Genomic DNA, 18,428 nt, shown 5'->3' with positions numbered 1-18,428 from the left:
CGTGCGGGTGGCGCGGCCGTGTCAATGCGCCGTCGGCGCGGCGGGTACGTCATCCGGTGCCGAGGTTCCCGAAGTTCCCGAAGTTCCCGAAGTTCCCGATACCCGGCTGCGCAGGAGGGCGGCCACGAGGTCGGACTGCGTGACCATGCCGACCACGCGCCGGTCGTCGTCGATGACGGGCACATGGTGCAGGCCGCCATCGGAGAACGCGCGCGCCAGATCGACCATGGGCTGTTCGGGGCGCGCCACGGTGACCGCATGCGTCATGAGCGTGCGCACGGTGCCGGCGGTGCGGGCCGAGCCCGTGCGCTGGGCGGCGAAGAAGTCGCTTTGCGTGAAGATGCCGGCCAGCCGGCGCTGGCCGTCCACGACGGGCAGGGCCTTGATGTGATGGCGGGCCAGCAGCGCGGCGGCTTCTCCCGCGGGCATATCGGGTGTTGCGGTCACCACGTCGCGCGACATGATGTCCGCGCACCGCACGTCGCCGAAGCGGCGTCGGAAGGCCCGCAGTTCGGCCGCCACGAGAATCGCCTCGAGATCGTCTTCCGAGATGTCGAGGAATTCCCCGCGCGCCGCGAGCACGGCGTCCAGGTCCGCGCGCGTGAAGCCCACGCGCTGGGTCGGCGGCACGTCGCGCGTGCGGTGGCCCGCCGCGGGTTCGGGCGGACGGTGCGGGTAGCGTCGCCGCATGGCGTTGTTGAACGCCAGCGCCATCAGCACCAGCACCATCGAATTCACGGCCACGGGCATCACGATAAAGCCGAAGCCGAGCGCCTGCACCGCCGGCCCGCCCAGCACCGCCGTCAGCGCGACCGCGCCGCTGGGTGGGTGGATGCAGCGCAGCGGAAACATCAGGGCGATCGCGACCGCCACCGCGACGCCGGCCGCCAGTCCCGGCGAGGGAATCAGCATCGCGCAGGTCACGCCGACCGTCGCCGCCACGAGGTTGCCGCCGATGATCGACCACGGCTGCGCGAGCGGGCTCGCGGGCACCGCGAACAGCAGCACGGCCGACGCGCCCATGGGCGCGATGAACCACGGATTGAATCCGCCCATCAGGTGGCGGCTGATCCACTCCGTAACGAACAGTCCCAGCAGCGCGCCCAGGCAGCTCTTGACGCGCTCGTGCCGGCCGCCGGTGATCGGCATCGGCAGGAACGTGCGCAGCCACGTCAGGGTCTGGCGGTCGGGCGCGGCGGCGTTGTCGGTGTCGGATGCCATGGCGGTGATTGTAGCGGCGGTTTCTGCGCGAAAGCGGCAATATATCATGCCGTGATATATTCCGTGGCCTTGGAGTCCGGAGAGAGGAGCGAAGCATGCGCAGCAATTCCACAAGCGCCGAATCCACGCGCGGCGCCGAGCGGCCGATCGCATCACGGCATGATGCATTGCAACATGACGGGCGGCGCGACTACGCCGTGGATGGGCGCCTGCCGATGCTGGCAGGTATCGCGCTCCTGCTGGGCGGCGTAAGTACCGGCGCCGCGTGGGTGCTGGTCAACCTCATCCGGTTCTTCACGAACCTGTTCTTCTATCGGACGCTGTCGTTTGCGGAGACCTCGCCCGCGCACCATGCGCTCGGCCTGTGGGTCGTCGCGCTACCGGTGATCGGTGGCCTGATCGTCGGCCTGATGGCGCGCTACGGCAGCGACAAGATTCGCGGGCACGGCATTCCCGAGGCGATGGAAGCCGTGCTGTTCGGCCGCAGCCGCATGTCGCCGAAGGTCGCGGTGCTCAAGCCGCTGTCCTCGGGCATCGTGATCGGCAGCGGCGGGCCGTTCGGTGCGGAGGGTCCGATCATCATGACCGGCGGCTCGATCGCGTCGCTGCTTGCACAGCTGCTCCACCTGAGCGCGGCCGAGCGCAAGACGCTGCTCGTTGCCGGCGCCTGCGCGGGGATGACCGCGATCTTCGGCACGCCGGTCGCGGCGGTGCTGCTGGCCATCGAACTGCTGCTGTTCGAATTGCGGCCGCGCAGCCTGCTGCCAGTGGCGCTCGCCTGCGCGGTGGCGGGCTTCCTGCGTGCTCTTGTCTTCGAGCCTGGGCCGCTGTTCCCGCTGCAGACGGCGCCCGTGTCGGTGATGGCGCTCGGCGCGTGCATCGTCGCGGGGCTGCTGTGCGGGGGACTGGGCGCGGGGCTGACGCTGGCGCTGTATCGCACGGAAGACGCATTCTCCCGCCTGCCCATGCACTGGATGTGGTGGCCCGCGCTCGGCGGGCTCGTGGTGGGCATCGGCGGCTACTTCGAACCGCGCGCGCTCGGTATCGGATACGACGTCATCGGCGATCTGCTCAACAACCGCCTCGCCATCGAGGTCGCGGTGGCGCTGCTGGCCGTCAAGGCCGTGATCTGGGTCGCCGCGCTGGGCTCGGGAACCTCGGGCGGCGTGCTCGCGCCGCTGCTGATGCTGGGCGCGGGGCTCGGCGTGGTGCTTGCGCCGTGGCTGCCCGGCGGCTCGCCCTCGCTCTGGGCGCTCGTCTGCATGGCAGGCGTGCTGGGCAGCGTGCTCGGCGCGCCGCTGACGGCGATCGTGTTCGCGTTCGGACTCACCCACGACAGCGAGGCGCTGCTGCCGCTGCTGCTGACCACCGCGGTGGCCTACGGGTTCTCCGTGCTCACGATGAAGCGGTCGATCATGACCGAGAAGATTGCACGGCGCGGCCTGCATATCTGGCGCGAGTACGGTGTCGATCCGCTCGAGCATGCGCATGTGGCCGATCTGATGACGCGCGACGTCGTGGCGATCGATGGCGATCTGCCGCTCGAAGCGGCCGTGGCCCGCTACTTCGGCGAGCGCGCGCCGCATCGCGCGTATCCGGTCGTCGGCGACGGGCGTGTGCTGGGCATGCTGAATCGCGCGGCGATCGACGCTGCCGCGCAGGCACCGGGCGCGCCGCTTGCGTGCCGCGATCTGTTGCCCGTGCCATCCGATGGGGTGGGCGCGGTCCTGCTCCCCACGCATACCGGCCGCGCCGCGGCGGGGCGCATGGCCACGCTGGGCGTCGCGCGATTGCCGGTGGTGGCCGACCTGGCCTCGATGCGCCTCGTCGGCATCGTCTCGCTGCGGGACCTCGCGGCGCCGAGCCGTCGGGTGCTCGACGAAGAGACCACGCGCGAGCGGCCGCTTGCTCAGAGTTTGTAGGTCGACAACAGGATGCTCGTCTCCGTCGCGGAGATGCCGTCGATCAGGCGAATGCGGTCGAGGGTGCGGTCGAAGGCCTCGAGCGTGTCCGCGCGCAGTTCCGCGATGATGTCCCAGCGGCCATTGGTCGTGTGCAGCGCCTGCACGTTCGGCTCTCCGCGCAGCGCCTGCAGGACCTGCCGCGCCTTGTTGCCCTCGACCGCCACCGTCATCCACGCGCGGATCCGATGCGGTTCCGCCTCGGGCTTGAGCCGCACCGTGTAGCCCACGATCAACCCATCGCGCTCGAGCTTGTCGATCCGGTTCTGCACGGTCGCCCGCGAGATGCGCAGGACCTTTGCAAGCGTGGTCACGGGGGTGCGGGCATTGTCGCGCAGCAGCGCGAGCAACTGCTGATCGGTGGCGTCCATGGCGGTTTGGCAATTTGCGAGTGACGGCTAGCGAATTGTTATCCCAGTCGCGCAATTTGTCCAATATGTGCGCTTCAGGCTGGCGCGCAGGCGACCCACAATGCACGCATTCCCACCTCGGATGCCGACTGCCATGATCCAACGCCCGACCATTCTCGTTGTTGCCCCGACCCACTACGACGTCTCCTACAGCATCAACCCATGGATGGACCCGCAGGCCTGGGCGCGCGACCCGCGCGGCATGCATCGCAACGCGACGCGGTCGTTCGACGCGCTGCGCGAGGCGCTCGATGCGTCGGGCTTCGCGGTCGAGGTGGCACCGGGCGCGCCGGGGCAGCCGGACATGGTGTTCCCGGCCAACGCGGCCGTGGTGCTCGATGGCAAGGCCGTGCTCGCGCGCTTCCGCTATCCGCAGCGGCAGGGCGAGGAGGCGCCGTTCGCGGCCATCTTCGAATCGCTGCGCGCGCGCGGTTGGATCGACAGCGTGGCCACGCTGCCCGACGGCTGCTATCAGGAGGGCGCCGGCGACTGCATCTGGGACGCCTCCCGCGGCCACTTCTGGGCCGGCTTCGGTCCGCGCTCGTCGCGCGAGGCCGCCGACGCGATGTCCGCGCACTTCGATCGCGACGTCGTCGCGCTGGAGCTGGCCACCGAACACAGCTATCACCTCGACGTCTGCTTCTGCCCGCTTGCCGGTGGCGAAGTCCTCTACTACCCGCCCGCATTCGGCGAGCAGGCCCTGCGCGAGATCCATGCGCGCGTGCCCGCCAGCCTTCGCATCGAGGCGACCGAGGACGACCTGCGGCATTTCAGCGTCAATGCGGTCAACCTCGACGACCAGGTCGTGATGACGCGCACCACGCCGCATCTGCGCACCGAGTTCGCGCGCCGCGGCTACCGCCTGCGCGAGGTCGATCTGTCGCCGTTCATGCTGTCCGGTGGCGGTGCGTACTGCATGACGCTGCGGCTCGACCGCGACGGCACGGCAGCGGTCGCGATGCATGACGCGGTGCGTGGCGCGGCGGCATAGCGCGCGCGCCGTCCTGCCGGTCCTGCCTGAACCTCACCATCGGAGACGCGGATCATGACGCTCACACCACGCGACACACCGGGCGGCAACCCCTCCCCCCTCACGCGATGCCTCGACGCGCGCGATGTCGCGGCCCTCGTACGCGCCATCGGCGTCAGGCAGTCGCTCGTGCAGCTGGCGGACCATCTGCGCGAAGATTTCCTGCGCTGGTCCGCGTTCGACAAGTCCGCGCGCGCGGCAAGCCATTCCGACGTGGGCGTGATCGAACTGATGCCCGTCAGCGATGGCGTGCTGCACGCATTCAAGTACGTCAACGGCCATCCGCGCAACGCGCGGTACGCGCTGCCCACGGTGATGGCCTATGGCGCGCTGGCCGACGTGCGCACGGGGCATCCGCTGCTGCTGGCGGATCTGACGCTGGCCACCGCGTTGCGCACCGCCGCCACCTCCGCACTGGCGGCGAAGGCGATGGCGCGGCGGGACGCGAAGTCCATGGCGCTGATCGGCAATGGCGCGCAGGCCGAGTTCCAGGCGCTGGCGTTCCACGCATTGCTCGGTATCCGCGAGATTCGCGCCTTCGATATCGACCGTCGCGCGACGGATCGGCTCGCGCGGAACCTCGCGCATGTGCCGGACCTGCGCATCGTGGCGGCGGCATCGATCGCGGACGCCGTGGCGGGCGCGGACATCGTCTCCACGGTCACCGCCGACAAGACCCGCGCCACGATTCTTGCGCCGGAGATGATCGCGCCGGGCATGCACCTCAACGCCGTCGGCGGCGATTGTCCGGGCAAGACGGAGCTGCATGCGGACATCCTCCGCAACGCCCGGATCGTCGTCGAGTACGCGCCGCAGACTCGCATCGAGGGCGAGATCCAGCAGTTGCCGCCCGATGCGCCGGTGACCGAACTATGGGAAGTCCTGGCGGGAACCTCGCCGGGCCGCGAGACCCGCGAGGAGGTCACGATATTCGATTCGGTGGGCTTCGCGCTCGAAGATTTTTCAGCGCTACGATGGCTCCACAATGTGGCGCTGTCGAACGACGCCGGTGAGTTTTTTGCGTTGGTTGCAACACCACGCGACCCCCGCGACCTCTACGGGTGGATGATGCGAGAGGACGCGTCGGCCGCAAAGACCGAGGGCGGCGGTGTGAAGGTGGCTCTTACTTAAGAGTTTGGGAGGCAAAACGCGGGAGACAGAACGCGGGAAGCAAAACGCCCGGCCCGCACCGCATGTCGCGGTGACGGCGCCGGGCGCTTTATCGGGGGCGCTCTATCGGGGGCGCGTGGCGCCCGCGGGGCACGGGCTTATGCGCCGGCGCGACCCATCATCAGTTGCGCGCGCAGGAAGCCTTTGACTTCTTCCAGCGACGGTGTCTTCAGGAACACCATGATGCCCCAGTGCTGCAGGGCGTCGGCCACGCCATCGTAGGCCTGCCGATTGGTAATCACCGCGAAGATCACGCGCTGGCGCGCGAAGAAGTTCTGCAGCTTTTCGATGATCGCCGACTCGGCGTCGTTGAGTTCCTCGACGTAGTAGAGGACCACGCGCGGCCGCGCATCGACCGACGTGATCACGGTATCGACGACGTCCTCGAGCACCTGCGTTTTCAGCGGCAGTGACCACTTGCCCAGCTGCGCGCTGATACGCTGCGCCTCCTGGTGGTTCGGGTGGAACACCACGAGGTCGAGATCGTGCGGCGTCTGCAGATCGGGCGCGGCGCGCGATGCCAGCAGGCGGTGCACCGTTTCCTTGTGAATGCGCCGATGTCCGCCGTTGGTCTTCCAGGCGCCAAGTTCGCCCCGTTCGACCATCTTCTGGACAGTGCCCAGCGATACATTGAGAAGCTTTGCTGCGGTACGCGTGCTGTAGTAAGGCTTGTCAGCCAGTTCTGGATCCAGTTTCATCCACTCACCCGTTGTCGAACGGCAGCGCAACGCGGAAGCCGCGTCTCGTGGCGCCTTCGGGCGCGCCACGCCGGTGATTACCGGGCTGCCGGAATTCTACTGACCCTGCTACTCGACCCGCTCCCCGCCGGTCGTACTGCTTGGCGGCGGTGGTCTTTGCCACCTGCCCGGCACGGCGAACCGCACCGCACACCATTCATAGTATTCCTCGCATGGGGCACGCATGACAGAGGGTAATCGATGACTGGCGTTGCACTTTTGTTGTTTAACGTACATCGGCGGCCTCTGGTGGACCGGCGCGACGGAAAAGCTGATGACATCCGAACGATTTCGCCCACCGTTCGACCTAGTCCTTATGGATCATCGGTCCCGATGCGCATGTGCAGATGATAACGGTTCGCGCTTGCGCCTCCAAAAAATCACGCCGCAATGGCTCAGAGTCCGTACTTGCGAACCTTGTCGAACAAGGTTGTCTTGGCCACGCCGAGCGCTTCGCTCGCGCGGGAGAGGTTGCCGTCGTGGCGGCGCAATGCATCGGCGATGAGCGCGCGCTCGAATTGTTCGACGGCCTGCGGCAGCGACAGTTCAGTCGGCCCGTCGCCGACGGCTCCGCCGCCGTCGCCACCTTCGTGCATATCGCCAGGACGGCAGCCGAGTCCGAGGACATGGCGCTCTGCCAGATTGCGCAGTTCGCGCACATTGCCGGGCCACGGATAGGCGATCAGCGCGGACATCTCCGCCGGCGATGCGGGCAGCGGCTCGCGATCGAAACGCAGCGCGGCCTGTGCCACGAAATGCTCGAATAGCTGCGGTACGTCTTCGCGACGCTCGCGCAGCGGCGGCAGTGCGAGCGTGATCACGTTGAGCCGGTAGTACAGGTCCGCGCGGAACGCGCCGGCATCGGACTGCGCGCGCAGGTCGGCCTTGGTCGCGGCTACCACGCGCGCGTCGACGGGCACGGGCTGGTTGGAGCCGAGCCGCTCGACCGTGCGTTCCTGCAGCACGCGCAGCAGCTTGATCTGCATTGGCATGGGCATGCTCTCGATCTCGTCGAGGAACAGCGTGCCGCCCGCGGCGTGCTCGATCTTGCCGATGCGCCGGCGCGTGGCGCCCGTGAACGAGCCGGCCTCGTGGCCGAAGATCTCGGATTCAAACAGCTGTTCGGGCAGGCCGCCACAGTTGATCGCGACGAAATGGCGCGCATGGCGGCCGCTCGCTTCGTGCAGGCAGCGCGCGACGAGTTCCTTGCCCGTGCCAGTCTCGCCGTGGATCAGCACATTGGCGCCGGTATCGGCCACGTCCGCGATGCGCGCGCGCAGCCGCTCGATCGCGGGCGAATTGCCGATCAGCCGGCTCGCCACGGACGTGCGCGCGGCCAGCTGGGCGCGCAGCCCGGCCACCTCGAGCGTGAGCCGGCGCTGCTCGAGCGCGCGGCGGCATGCATCGACGAGCCGCTCGGGCGAAAACGGCTTTTCGAGGAAGTCGTACGCGCCTTGCTTCATCGCCTGCACGGCAAGGCTCACATCGCCGTGGCCCGTGATGAGGATCACGGGCAGCGTGGGATCCTGCTCGCGCAGCGCCGCGAGCAGCGACATGCCGTCGCGTCCCGGCAGGCGGACATCGGTGACGACGATACCCGGATGCAGCCCGCCTTCCATCTGCGTCTGGATATCGCGCAGCGCGGCCTCGGCGCTCGCGGCCGTGCGCGTGGGAATGCCTTCGAGCCGCAGCGCCTGCTCGCAGCCGAGGCGCACGTCCGGATCGTCCTCGACGATCGTCACGGCCAGATCGCGCGGCATGGGCTCAGCCGTCATGGGATGTCTCCCGGACTTTGCCGATCGCCTGCGGCAGCGCGAGCGTGAAGCACGCACCGCCGTCGGGGTGATTGATCGCGGTCAGCGTGCCGCCACTCTCGTTGAGAATGCCGGCCGACAACGTGAGGCCGAGGCCAAGGCCCTCGCCCGCGGGCTTGGTCGTGAAGAACGGTTCGAACAGCCGCGCGAAGGCTTCCTCGGAAAGGCCCGGCCCGTTGTCGCGCACGGTCAGGTGCACGAGGCCGCCGCTCTCGTAGGCATGGAGCCAGAGCTTGGGCGAGGGCTGCCCGGCGGTGGCATCGAGCGCGTTGCCGATGAGGTTCACGAGCACCTGTTCCAGCCGATTGGGGTCGCACGCGACCGTCAGGTGCGCGTCGATGTCGCGATCGATCTGGGGCCGGGTCGTGGCCACGCGCGATTCCATCAGGAACAGCGCGTTGTCCACCGCATCCGCGAGCTTTGCACAGCGGCGCGGGCCGCTGGCGGGGTCCCGCGCGAAGGACTTGAGCGCGCCCGTGATGCGGCCCATGCGTTCGACGAGCGCGATGATCTTCTCGAGGTTGTCGCGCGTGGTGGCCGCGTCGCCGCGATCGAGGAACTTGCAGGCGTTGCCGGACAGCGTGCGCAGCGCGGCCAGCGGCTGGTTGAGCTCGTGCGCGATGCCGGCCGACATCTGTCCTACCGCGGCGAGCTTGCCCGCCTGCATGAGGCCATCCTGCGCCTGCCGCAGGAACGACTCGGTGCGGATGCGCTCGGCGACCTCGGCGTGCAGCTGCTGGTTCGCGGTCGAGAGGTCCGACGTTCGCTCCGCGACCTTGCGTTCGAGCTCGTTGTTGGCCGCCTCCAGCGCATGCCGCGCGGCCAGCCGCTCGCTGACGATGCGGCGGCGCACGTTCCACGCGGCGGCCAGCAGCAGCACGAACGCGGTGGCCACGCCGGCCAGCGCCGCGCTGTTGAGCGCGGCCACGCGGGCCTGGGAGGTATTGGTCAGCAGCGTGAGGTCCCAGCCCGTGCCGGGCAGGGACGCATGTTGCGCGAGCATCGGCGGCCCCTGCCGCAGCTTGACGAGCGCGTCGCCACCGGGGCCCGGCCCCGTGCCCAGCGTGCGGACCGTGGAGAGCGCAAGCGTCGGCAGCGGCGCGCGGTTGTACTGCAGCGTCTGGTCGAGCCGCGCGCGCAGGTCGGGCGGAATCTCGCGCACCGCGGCAAGCTTCCATGAAGGATCGGAGGCGAGGATGACCACGCCGTTCTCGTCGGCGAGCAGCATCTGGCTGTCGGCACCCTGCCAGCGGTTCTCGAGCGGTTCCAGCCCGATCTTGACGACGGCCACGCCCGACGGATGATCGCGGTCGCCGAGCGGCGCGGACAGGTAGTAGCCGGACTCGCTGCGCGTGGTGCCCACGCCGTAGAAGCGGCCGAGCTGGCCTTCGATGGCCGTATGGAAGTACGGGCGGAAACTCAGATCTTCGCCGAGGTAGCTGTCGGGGCGCTGATAGTTGCTGGTGGCGACGACATGCCCCTGCGCATCGAGCACGTACACCACGCGCGTGCCCGCGCGCGCATTGAGCGCGGACAGGTAGACGTTGGCATCGGCGACGCGGGCGGGATCCTGCGGATGATGGAGCAGCGCGTCGATCCGCGCGTCCAGCGACAGCAGGCTCGGCACGTAGTCGTAGCGCGCGAGCTCGCTGTCGAGCGCCTGCGCATAGAGCCGCAGCTGAACCTGGCCGCGCTCGGCCTGGCGGGCGAGCGCGCCGTCGTAGGTATAGCGATAGCCGAACCAGCCCGCCGCGGCGATCAGCGCGGCAAGCACCAGCAGGGCCAACAGGGAGAGCGCGACGCGGGGTCTTGCGGGTGTGGCGACGGTGGACGGAATGACGGGGTCTTCGTGCTGCATGGCAGCCCTTTTACCACATCAAGGCAAAGCCCGAGAGAAATCGGCGCAGACAAATATTGACTAAGCAATTATTGCTGAGACAACGTCAAGCCATGAAAAAAGGCCCTGCCACCGGATCGGCGGCAGGGCCCTCGCATGGGCTGGCGGCGATGTTACTTGCCGGCCAGAACCTGACTCGTGCCCAGGCCTGCCCCTTGCGTGGAGACGTCGCGGCTGTCGATGTCCTCGTCTTCCTCATCTTCGGAAAGATCGGGTGCGCCAATCGCGTTTTCGCTGCGTGCGACCACCGTGGTGGCGATGGCATTGCCGAGCACGTTGGTCACGGTACGGCCCATGTCCAGCACGTGGTCGATACCGAGCACGAGCAGGATGCCGGCCTCGGGCAGGCCGAACATCGGCAGCACCGCGGCCACGACGACCAGCGAGGCGCGCGGCACGCCGGCAATACCCTTGCTGGTCACCAGCAGCACCAGCAGCATCGTGATCTGCTGCGTCAGCGAGAGATGGATGCCGTACACCTGCGCGACGAACAGCGCGGCGAACGACGTGTACATGATGGAACCGTCGAGGTTGAACGAATAGCCGAGCGGCAGCACGAAGTTCGTGATGCGCGGCTTGACGCCGAAGCGCGTGAGCTGCTCGATGACCTTCGGGTAGGCCGACTCGCTGCTCGCCGTGGCGAAGCCGATCATCAGCGGGGCGCGCAGCGCGCGCAGCAGCGAGAACACGCCGCGGCCGAGGAAGAGCGCGCCACCGGCAAGCAGGGCGGCCCACAGCAGCGCCAGCGCCAGATAGAAGCTGCCCAGCAGCTTGGCGTACACGGCCAGGACGCCGAGGCCCTGCGCCGTGATGACCGCGGAGATCGCGCCGAACACGCCGATCGGCGCGAATGCCATGACGTAGTTGGTGACCTTGAGCATGACCTGCGCGAGGCCTTCGATGCCGGCGAGTACGGGCTTGCCAACGCCGTCCTTGACGGTGCCGAGCGCGAAGCCGAAGAACAGCGAGAACACCACGATCTGCAGGATCTCGTTGGTGGCCATCGCCTCCACGAAGCTCTTGGGGAACATGTGCGCGATGAAGTCGCGCAGGTTCAGCGAGGCGGTCTTGACGCTGGATACCGCGTCGGCCGGCGGCAGCGGCAGGTTCATGCCGTGGCCCGGCGTCAGCACGTTGGCCATGATCAGGCCCAGCAGCAGCGACGTGACGGACGCGCCCACGAACCACAGCATCGCCTTGGCGCCGATTCGGCCGACGGCCCGGCCGTCACCCATGCTGGCGATGCCCGAGACGAGCGTCGCGAACACGAGCGGGCCGATGATCATCTTGATCATCCGCAGGAACACGTCGGTCAGGATGGAGAGATGATCGGCGATCGATTTCGCGGTGTCCGCGTCGGGGGCCAGATGGTGCGCCGCGGTGCCGGCCAGTACGCCGAGCAGCATCGCGATGAAGATCAGGGTGGGCAGTCGTTTGAGTTTCATCGTGGGGTTTGTCTTCCTGTGGCAGCTTTCTCGTTATGGGAAACGCGGCGCGAAAAAACGCGCGCCCCGGAATCGCACGAGCCATGCCAGCGCGCGGGACCGCCTGGCCTGATGTAAGGCCATGAATACAAAGGGGAAATGGAAGTGCGCCGGCCGCGCCGTCCGGGAGTCCGAACGGCGGTGGCGTGCAAGTGTTCGGAAATCCGAACGACTTCAGGAAGGGGTCAGGGCGCGGGCGGCGTTTCCGCCGCCTGGTGCGTGGCGCCGGCGATAAAGCTCTCGAGCGGCATCGGGCGGCCGATCACATAGCCCTGCGCATAGTCCACGCCGATCGCGCGCAGCGTATGCAGGGTCTGTTCGTCCTCGACGGACTCCGCCACCGTGCGCACGCCGAGGCGATGGCCGATATCGTTGATCGAGCTCACGATCTCGCGGTCCACGACGTTGTCGGCGAGGTTGCGGATAAAGCTGCCGTCGATCTTCAGGTAATCGACCGGAAACTGCTTCAGGTAAGAGAACGAGGACAGCCCGGCCCCGAAGTCGTCGAGCGCGACCGTGCAGCCTGCCCGGCGCATCTCGGCGACCAGGCGGTTGGCGGCGGACATGTTGTTGATCAGCGCGGTCTCGGTAATCTCCAGCCGGATGCGCCGGGCCGGCAGCACGGATTCGTCGAGCGCGGCGTGCAGGAAGGGCAGGAGGAACGGTTCGCCGAGCGAGTTGGCCGACAGGTTGATCGATACCGACAACCCGGGAATCGCCGCGAGGCGCGGGCCGAAGTCGTGCAGCACGTTGCGGATGACCCAGCGGTCGATATGGCCCATCAGGTCGTAACGCTCGGCGGCCGGGATGAACGCGCCGGGCATGATCAGCGTGCCGTTCTCGTCGACCATCCGCACGAGGATCTCGATATGGCAGGCGGGGTCCGACTCGGGCCGCAGCGCGCGAATCTCCTGCGCATACAGGCGGAAGCGGTTGGCCTCGAGCGCGGAGTGGATGCCCGCCGCGACTTCGAGTTCGCGGTGGTGGCGGCGCGCGTCGCTTTCGTCGCGGCGGTAGACCGATACGCGGTTGCGGCCCGCGGCCTTTGCCGCGTAGCAGGCCACGTCGGCGCGGCTCATCAGTTCGCCGACCGGCGGCACTTCGCTGTCGATGGCCGCGATGCCGATGCTGGCGCCCACGTCGTAGACGCGGCCGTCCCACGGAAAGCGGCGGCCGCGAATCGCATCGATGACCTTCTGGCACACATGGTCGGCCTGATCGACGGTGCAGTCCTTGAGCAGCAGCGCGAATTCGTCGCCGCCGAGGCGCGCGAGCAGGTCGTCGGGGCGCACATGGTGGCGGATCACGTAGCCGAGTTCGCGCAGCAGCACGTCGCCGGCGCCGTGTCCGGCCGTGTCGTTGACGATCTTGAAGCGGTCCAGGTCGATAAAGCACAGCGCGCTGCGATGGCCGTGCTGGCGCGCCGATTCGCAGGCCTCGCGCAGCTTCTTCTCGAACCACGCGCGGTTGGGCAGGCCCGTCAGCGCATCGTGCGTGGCCGAATGTGCGAGTTCGCGCTGCAGCGCGCGCGAGCTCGTGATGTCCTGGAACACGAGCACCGCGCCGAGCACGTCGCCATTGCCGGTGAGCACCGGCGCGGCGGAGTCCTGCACGTCGTGGCGCTCGCCGGTCAGGCTCTGCAGCACGGCGCCCTCCTGCAGGTAGGCGGGGCGCAGCGATTGCAGGCATTGCTCGACCGGGCTCGGAATCACCTCGCCGGTCAGTTCATCGACGATGCGGAACACCTGCTCGAGCGGCTGGCCCATCGCGGCGTCCATGCTCCAGCCGGTCAGCTGCTCGGCGATCGGGTTCAGGAACGTCACGCGCATCGCGGCATCGGTACAGATTACCGCGTCGCCGATGGAGCGCAGCGTGATCTGCAGCCGCTCCTTTTCCTCGAACAGCGCCGAGGTCAGCCGGCGCTGTTCCGTGGTGTCCCAGTTGGTGCCGACGAGCGCGCGCGTCATGCCGCTGTCGCGATCGCCGGCGCGCACGTCCTCCTGCCGCGACACCATCGCCATCGCGCGCACGTGGCGGATCTCTCCGGTCGGCCGCACGATGCGGTACTCGGTATCGAAGCGCTGCAGGCCGCGGATGGCCTGGCGCATCTCGCTGCTCACGCGGCTCACGTCCTCGGGGTGCAGCATCGCGATCCACTCGGCCAGCGTCGGCGTGCCGAGCTCCGGCGTGGTGCCGTGCAGCGCGTGCATCCGCGCATCCCACGTGATGGACGCGTTCGTGAAATCCCATTCCCAGATCCCCACGCCACCCGCTTCCACGGCAAGCTGCGTGCGGCGCGACAGCTGTTCCATCTGCTCCTGGGCCAGGCGACGGCTGTTGATGTCTTCCACCTGCGAGATGAAGTGGACGGGTTCGCCGGTGATCTCGTCGCGCACGAGCGATACCGCGAGCAGCGCCCACAGGTAGTGCCCTTCCTTGTGGCGGTAGCGTTTCTCCATGCGGTACGAATCGATCTCGCCGGCCAGCAGCCGTTCCACCTGCCGCAGGTCCGCGGCGAGGTCGTCCGGATGGGTCATGAGCTGGAACGGGCGGCCGCGGAATTCGTCGGGGCTGTATCCGAGCAGGTCGGTCAGCGCGCGGTTGACCATCTGCCAGCGTCCGTCGAGGCCGACCAGCGCCATGCCGATGGCCGAGTGTTCCATGGCCTGCCGGAAGCGGCGCTCGCTGTTGCGCAGATGCGCGCGGCCGGCGCGGTTCTGTTCGGTCATCAGCGCGATGCAGACCGGAAATACCATGATCGCGGCCGCCGAGAGCGGCAGCCTTTGCATTGCCACGTCGGGCGCGCCCGACGCCAGCGCGAACAGCTCCGCCGCGAGGGTCGAGATCAGCGTCAGCACAGCCGTCGCGAACGGGTTGCTGAGCAGCGCCACCACCACGAGCGGCAGCGACATCGCGACAAATGGGTCATGCGACTGCAGGACCGCGACCGCGCCGATGGCCACCGAGATGACCAGCAGGATCGTCAGACGCACCAGCAGGCCGCGCTGGAACGTCGCGCTGACGCGCGCACGCGTGACCGATACCATCAGCGGCAGCAGCATGACCATGCCGAGCGCGCTCGCATTCCACCAGGTCCACCAGACGCGCGTGAACGGCGTGCCATACGCCTGGGCGAGCGCCGCCGCGCCCGCCAGCGCCCCCACGGCCGGCCCGACCGTCGCGGCCACCCCGAGCGTCAGCGCGAAACTGGCAAGCGGCCCTGAGCGCACGTTCCCCATATGGGCGCTCATCAGCCGCAGCAACGTCACCGAACAGACAATTTCCAGCAGGTTAGCGCAGGAGAGCAGCACCGCCACGATGACGGAATCGCCGCCCACCCAGTTGGCGAGCAGGCAGCCCGCGAACATGGCGGCCAGCAGCCACCGTGCCTCATAGCGCGGCCGCTGCAGCAGCATGCCGAGGCCGAACGCGTTGGCCAGCCATAGCGCGGCGGCATTGCCGGGCAGCCGGGACAGCCAGATACCGGACGCCGCCAGCACGAACGCGCCGACGCCGGCCAGCAGCAGGGGGCGCCACGGCAGGGCGGGGGCTGGCAGGGGCGCCGGCGCGATCGCGGGGGCGTGCGTCGCGTTGGGCGTGTTGCGCGAATTGGCGGCCGAATCTGGCGTCATGCGGATCTGTTCGTTTTCGGGTTTTATATGGTCACACGATCCCGAGGCTAGACCGCACTGTAAGGCCGCCAACGGCTGTTTGAGGCCAGAGATAGGCGGGACGAGGGTGCCTTGTTGGGGCTGGCATCTTTAGCGGAATTTTGGTAGGGCGCCTGCGCGCAAAGCGTGCGGAGCCGAAAAACATCGGGTCGATGGCCCGCGCGAAGTCTGTACCATCGCGCACAGATCGCGAATGCCCGCCCCGCTGGAATCGGGCGGCACCATAAGAAAAGAGAGGGCTCCCCATGGATATCGCGCGTTTCTTCCGGATTGCCTCGGCCGCACTGGTTACTTTCGTCGTGGTCGTGGTGATCGCCGTCGGCGGCACCTGGTACTGGGGCGGCCAGAAAATGCAGCGGACGGTCAAGGTGCCGGAACTGCCACCGGTTGCCTATGTCGATGACGCGGCCTCGCTCGCGCATGGGAAGTACCTCTATCTGTCGCGGGGCTGTATGGAGTGCCACGGCGCCAACGGCGCCGGCAAGGTGGTGTTCGACGAACCCAACGGATTCTATGTGCGTTCGCCGGATCTGACCTCGGCCAATCCCACCATCGCGAACTACCGGCCGCAGGACTGGGATCTGGCGATTCGCCATGGCGTCGCGCCGTCCGGCCGGCCGCTGCTGGTCATGCCGAGCGAGGACTACAACCGCCTGTCCAACGAGGACTTCGCCGCGCTGGTCGGCTATCTGCGCAGCCTGCCGCCGACGGCCGGCGGGGCGAAGCCCGGCCAGGTGACGATGCCATGGTACGTGCGCGGGCTCTATGGCGCCGGCGTGGTCAAGGACGCCGCCGAGAAGATCGATCATGCGCTGCCGCCCGCGTCGGCCGTGGCGGCCGCGCCGACGGTCGCGTACGGCGCCTACGTGGCCAATGCCTGCATGGGCTGCCATGGCGCCAGCCTCCGGGGCGGCAAGATCCCGGGCGCGCCGCCCGACTGGCCCGATGCGGCCAATCTGCACGCGGATTCGCGCGCGATGAAACCTTATGAAGATGCCGCCGGTTTCGTGAACATGATGCGCACCGGCAAGCGGCCCGACGGCACGGATGTCAGCCGCGTGATGCCGTTCGCGTCGTTCGCGTACATGAACGACACCGATCTGGAGGCGCTGCATCGCTATCTGCGAAGCCTGAAGTAAAAACCGCTTTGGTTTTTTTAAATATTTCCATTGACGTTTCCAGTTCCAATAAATATTGGTTTCATCAAGATTGATAAAATAAAAAACGGGAAATAAATACGCGGGCATACCGTGAGTCCATCGTCCAATCGGCGACTGGAACTCAACCGTGCCTCATGCCCGCTTCCTGCGATGGATCCCGACCTGCGCGCTCCTGTGCGCGCTCCCGCCATGCGCGGCATCCGGGCCGGGCGAGCGCGCGCTGTCGCGGCACGGCCAGGTACTGGAGCAACAGCAGCGCGAACAGCTGCAGGAGATGCAGCGGCGCGCGCTGGGCGAGGCGCCGCCGCCCGGCGGCGCCGGCGAGGTTCTGCTGCCGCCAGCCGACGGCCGCCACATCGACGGCGATTGCAGACCTGCCGATACGATCGCCCTGCACGGCGACACGTCCCTCGTGCCGGCGGCCGTATCGGCGCGCATCACGGAACGATATGCCGGCCGCTGCCTCGGTGCCGCGGAACTGGAAACCCTGCTGGCATCGATCACGCAATCGTTTCTCGATCGCGGCCTGATCACGACGCGTGCCTATCTACGCGACGATCGGCGCGGCCCGGACCCGGAACCAGATGGGCGCGTGCTCGATATCGATATCGTCGCCGGGACCATCGAGCGCTACGACGCGGAGGGCGCGATCTGGCCCGGCGGCGTATTTACGGCAAAGCCCGGAGACGTGCTGAACCTGCGCGATCTGGAGCAGGGACTCGAGCAGATCAATCGCCTGCGCTCGCATCGCGCGCGACTGGAACTGCGGCCCGGAACCGCGCCGGGACAGACGGTCGTGGTCGTGAAGGACGAGGCCAGCTTGCCCGTGAGCCTCCTGACCGCGTACGACAACCTGGGCACGACCGCGACAGGCCGCAACGCGGTATCCGCCGTCGCCACGTTCGAGGGCTTGCTCGGCGCGAACGAGCAGATCTCGGTCACGCGCCGCCAGTCGATCTTTCCATTCGGCGGCGCGCATCGATCGGCGGCCACGGGGCTGCGCGCGCAACTCCCGCTCGGCTATCGCACTTTCGCGCTCGATGTCAGCCGGACCGATTACGTCAATACGCTCGCGCTGCCACGCGGCGCGCGGCTGGCGGTCAGCGGCGCCACGAACACCTATGGCGTCGGGGTCGATCACGTCGTCCTTCGCGACCAGCGCACCCGGGTGACCGTGTCCGCGCGGCTCGCGGTGCAATCGAGCCGGACCTGGGCGGACGACATCCTGCTTCGCGTGGCCAGTCGCAATCTGTCGTACGCGGAAGTGGGCGCCGACGTGACACGGCGCATCGGCAGCGGCGTGCTCGGCGGCCGCGTCGGCATCGCGCATGGCCTGTCCTTGTTCGGCACGCGGCGCGATCCGGCAGGGCTTTCGCGTGAATTGCCGCATGCGCAGTTCACGAAGCTGACCTACGAGCTTGGCTACAGCGATCGCACAGGCGTCCTGCCGGTGCCCGGCGCACCGCTAACCGTGTCCGCGCGGCTGACGGGCCAGCTTGCCCGCAGCAGCCTCTTCGGCTCCCAGCAGTTCGTCATTGGCGGCCCGGGCACCGTGCGCGGGTTTCTCGATCACTCGCTCAGCGGCGACAGCGGCCTGTTGCTCCGGACCGAAGCCGGCCTCCCGTGGCGCGTGCAAACCATTCCGGGCGGCCCACTCGTCGGGCGTGCCTATGTCGGCTTCGACTGGGGTCGCGTTGGCAGCATCGCGCGCGGCGTGCCGGGCGGAGCGCTCTCCGGTGTCGCGCTCGGTGTCGTCGCCACGTGGCGGGGCATGAGCGTCGATGCCCAACTCTCGCGCGCGGTGAGCGCGCCGAGCCCGCGCATGCGTGAAGGCCTGCTCTTCGGGATGCGCCTGACCTTCGATCTCTGACCA

Annotated in this window: 12 protein-coding genes; 5 read left to right on the top strand and 7 right to left on the bottom strand. The window is 68.2% G+C overall.

Annotation, left to right across the window (positions count from 1 at the left end; all coding sequences use genetic code 11):
* Window positions 1-21: 21 nt before the first annotated feature.
* Window positions 22-1,221 carry an HPP family protein gene (locus FOB72_RS11715; protein ID WP_223851314.1) on the bottom strand — a complete coding sequence of 400 codons (1,200 nt, stop codon included), beginning with the start codon at window positions 1,219-1,221 and terminating at the stop codon, window positions 22-24.
* Between the two features lie 215 nt (window positions 1,222-1,436).
* Here FOB72_RS11715 and FOB72_RS11710 point away from each other — a divergent pair, with 215 nt between their 5' ends.
* Window positions 1,437-3,143 carry a chloride channel protein gene (locus FOB72_RS11710; protein WP_223851512.1) on the top strand — a complete coding sequence of 569 codons (1,707 nt, stop codon included), beginning with the start codon at window positions 1,437-1,439 and terminating at the stop codon, window positions 3,141-3,143.
* Here FOB72_RS11710 and FOB72_RS11705 read toward each other — a convergent pair.
* Window positions 3,131-3,553 carry an Lrp/AsnC family transcriptional regulator gene (locus tag FOB72_RS11705; RefSeq protein WP_150372669.1) on the bottom strand — a complete coding sequence of 141 codons (423 nt, stop codon included), beginning with the start codon at window positions 3,551-3,553 and terminating at the stop codon, window positions 3,131-3,133. The genes FOB72_RS11710 and FOB72_RS11705 overlap by 13 nt on opposite strands.
* Before the next feature lie 133 nt (window positions 3,554-3,686).
* Here FOB72_RS11705 and FOB72_RS11700 point away from each other — a divergent pair, with 133 nt between their 5' ends.
* A complete protein-coding gene (locus FOB72_RS11700) occupies window positions 3,687-4,583 on the top strand; it encodes a dimethylarginine dimethylaminohydrolase family protein (protein ID WP_150372668.1) in 897 nt (298 codons plus the stop codon).
* A gap of 54 nt (window positions 4,584-4,637) precedes the next feature.
* On the top strand, window positions 4,638-5,753 hold the full coding sequence (locus FOB72_RS11695) for an ornithine cyclodeaminase (RefSeq protein ID WP_150372667.1): 1,116 nt from the start codon (window positions 4,638-4,640) through the stop codon (window positions 5,751-5,753).
* A gap of 137 nt (window positions 5,754-5,890) precedes the next feature.
* Here the strand turns inward: FOB72_RS11695 and FOB72_RS11690 are convergent, their stop codons facing one another.
* The 5 genes from FOB72_RS11690 to FOB72_RS11670 form a co-directional block, all read right to left on the bottom strand.
* Window positions 5,891-6,490: a helix-turn-helix domain-containing protein gene (locus tag FOB72_RS11690; RefSeq protein WP_150372666.1), complete on the bottom strand. Its 600-nt coding sequence runs from the start codon at window positions 6,488-6,490 to the stop codon at window positions 5,891-5,893.
* 434 nt (window positions 6,491-6,924) lie between these two features.
* Complete coding sequence (locus FOB72_RS11685) at window positions 6,925-8,289, bottom strand: sigma-54-dependent transcriptional regulator (RefSeq protein ID WP_150373874.1); 1,365 nt, start codon at window positions 8,287-8,289, stop codon at window positions 6,925-6,927.
* Between the two features lie 4 nt (window positions 8,290-8,293).
* Window positions 8,294-10,201: an ATP-binding protein gene (locus FOB72_RS11680; RefSeq protein ID WP_150372665.1), complete on the bottom strand. Its 1,908-nt coding sequence runs from the start codon at window positions 10,199-10,201 to the stop codon at window positions 8,294-8,296.
* A gap of 152 nt (window positions 10,202-10,353) precedes the next feature.
* The gene (locus FOB72_RS11675) at window positions 10,354-11,685 is read right to left on the bottom strand and encodes a dicarboxylate/amino acid:cation symporter (protein ID WP_150372664.1); all 1,332 of its coding nucleotides are present in this window, start codon (window positions 11,683-11,685) and stop codon (window positions 10,354-10,356) included.
* 224 nt (window positions 11,686-11,909) lie between these two features.
* A complete protein-coding gene (locus FOB72_RS11670) occupies window positions 11,910-15,356 on the bottom strand; it encodes a diguanylate cyclase (RefSeq protein ID WP_150372663.1) in 3,447 nt (1,148 codons plus the stop codon).
* 284 nt (window positions 15,357-15,640) lie between these two features.
* On the opposite strand from FOB72_RS11670, the gene FOB72_RS11665 reads away from it, so the two are divergent.
* Both FOB72_RS11665 and FOB72_RS11660 read left to right on the top strand, forming a co-directional pair.
* Complete coding sequence (locus FOB72_RS11665; RefSeq protein ID WP_150372662.1) at window positions 15,641-16,534, top strand: c-type cytochrome; 894 nt, start codon at window positions 15,641-15,643, stop codon at window positions 16,532-16,534.
* Between the two features lie 148 nt (window positions 16,535-16,682).
* Entirely contained in the window at window positions 16,683-18,425 is a 1,743-nt protein-coding gene (locus FOB72_RS11660) for a ShlB/FhaC/HecB family hemolysin secretion/activation protein (protein WP_223851313.1), read from the top strand.
* Window positions 18,426-18,428: the final 3 nt, after the last annotated feature.

Origin of the sequence: Cupriavidus pauculus (assembly GCF_008693385.1) — a bacterium.
GTDB lineage: Bacteria > Pseudomonadota > Gammaproteobacteria > Burkholderiales > Burkholderiaceae > Cupriavidus > Cupriavidus pauculus_D.
This window is presented reverse-complemented; position numbering and strand designations above follow the sequence as displayed.